Annotated in this window: 1 pseudogene; it reads right to left on the bottom strand. The window is 49.1% G+C overall.

Annotated elements, in window-relative coordinates:
- Positions 1 to 2,228 (bottom strand): annotated as a pseudogene (locus tag QTO00_RS18480) (FimV/HubP family polar landmark protein); the annotation flags it as partial.

Here is a 2,228-nt window from a genome sequence, read left to right as displayed (position 1 = left end):
GGTAGCTCTATATCGTCGAGCTCAATCGGTTTATCGATTTCAGCAGTTGGCGCTTCAACTTCTAGCTCAGGCTCAGCGGCCATTTCTGCTAGCGCGTCTTCTTCACCAAATTCTGGTAGCTCTAAATCGTCGAGCTCAATCGGTTCATCGATTTCAGCAGTTGGCGCTTCAACTTCTAGCTCAGGCTCAGCGGCCATTTCTGCGAGCGCGTCTTCTTCACCGAACTCTGGTAGGTCTAGCTCGTTTAACTCAATTGGCTGATCTACTTCAGCAGCAGGCGCTTCAACTTCTAGCTCAGGCTCAGCGACCATTTCTGCTAGCGCGTCTTCTTCACCGAACTCTGGTAGTTCTAACTCGTCTAGCTCAATCGGTTCGTCAATTTCAGCAGCAGGTGCTTCAACTTCTAGCTCCGGCTCATCAGCCATTTCTGCGAGCGCGTCTTCTTCACCAAATTCTGGTAGTTCTAGATCATCAAACTCAAACTCTTCACCTTCAAGCTCAGCTTCTAACCCCTCAAGTTCAGCGGCTAGCGCTTGTTCTTGCTGTTCAACGTCTGGCTGAGGTACTTCGATTTCATTTGACGGCTCTACTTCAGCAGTCGTCACTTCAGCTTCTAGATTTGGCTCATCAGCGACTTCAGCTAAAGCTTGTTCGGCTTCCTGCTCAGAGATCTCTAAATCAATATTGCCTTCATCTTCTAGCTCAGGCTCGGCTTGAGAAGCTAAACTGTCTTCTGCTTGAACGGTTTCAGATTCAACATCATCTACTAACCAGTCTTCGTCTTGAGGTATACCAAACTCATTTGGAATCGCCTCTGGTGTCACTGCTGTTGGTTGAGGTTCAACTGGGTCTTCAGTCGCTTCTGGAGTCTCTGGAGTCTCTGGAGTCTCTGGAGTCTCTGGAGTCTCTGGAGTCTCTGGAGTCTCTGGAGTCTCTGGAGTCTCTTCTTTCAGTGTGTCTTTCTGCTCTTGTTGAGCAAGCAAATCTTCTTCAACAATCTCTTGCTGCTCAGCACCTGATGCAGATGTATCTTCGTCTAGACTCGCTGAAGTCGTTTCTACTGTCTGTGCAGGTTCTTGAGTGGCTTGCGGACTTTCAACCTCATCGATCGCTGAAGTTAGCCAATCATCTTCAGGCTCTTCTTCAGTTGGCAACTCGCTAGCGGTTGCACTACTTTCAGCAGCATTTTCTTGGTCGACAATCTGTTCGCTGTCTTCTAGCGGCTCAGCTTCCTCTTGTTCAAACTGAGGGTTCTCGAACTCTTCAATTGCCGTCGTTAGCCAATCGTCTTCGTCATCATCTTCTTCTGCTGCTGGCTCTGGCTCTGGCTCTGGCTCTGGCTCTGGCTCTGGCTCTGGCTCTGGCTCTGGCTCTGCAAGCTGAATTTGGTCTTGTTCCGTGTCGAGAGCAACTTCATCTGCGCTCTCCGCCACTGGCACATCATCAAGATCCAATTCATCAAGCAGCGGATCGCCTTCTGGCGCCACGCTTAGTAGGTCATCAATAAACTCTTCACTCGCGAAATCTTTCTCCGCAGCAGAAGCTTGCTCTGGCTCTACCGGGGTAGGCTCTTGCTCAACTGATTCAATCGCCTCTTCTACAGCCGCCGGCTCAACTACAGGCTCTGCGAGGTCTTGCTGCTGATCGATTTCAAGCAGCTCTTCGAATAGGTCAGTCGCATCATCGCCTAAGTCTTCGTCTTGGCTAGATTCCGTATCTGAGTCCACTACGTCTGCGAGTAGATCAGTGCTGTCTGCAAGGTCGATGTCATTATCCGCACCATCGACACCGATAAGTTCATCAAGCTCTGAATCTAAATCTAAGTCACCCTCGTCTTCAGATTCTGAAATGAAGTCATCCAGCAGGTCGGTGCTCTCTTCTGACGGTTCGTCAACAGACAACAACTCGTCAAATAGGTCTTGTTCTTCTGTAACTTCTGGTTCTGCTTGAGCATCGAGCGCCTGTTCATCAAGCAGCTCATCAAGTAAATCCGTACTGTCTTCGCTGACCTCGACGCCTTCTTCGTCCATAAGCTCGTCAAGTAACGCAGTTTCATCAACTGAGTTAGCTTCTAGAGCATCAAGATCGGCTTGAGCATCCATCTGAGCGAAGATATCATCAATTTCGCTATCGGATGCTAGATTTGGCTCCGAAGTATCACTGCTTGTGTCATCGCTTAAGTCGAAGCTGTCATCGCCTTCGTCAAGCAAGCTATCAAAATCTAGATC

Source organism: Vibrio sp. M260118 (assembly GCF_036533755.1).
GTDB lineage: Bacteria > Pseudomonadota > Gammaproteobacteria > Enterobacterales > Vibrionaceae > Vibrio.
The sequence above is the reverse complement of the archived record's forward strand: the minus strand, read 5'-3'. Positions and strand labels throughout refer to the sequence as shown.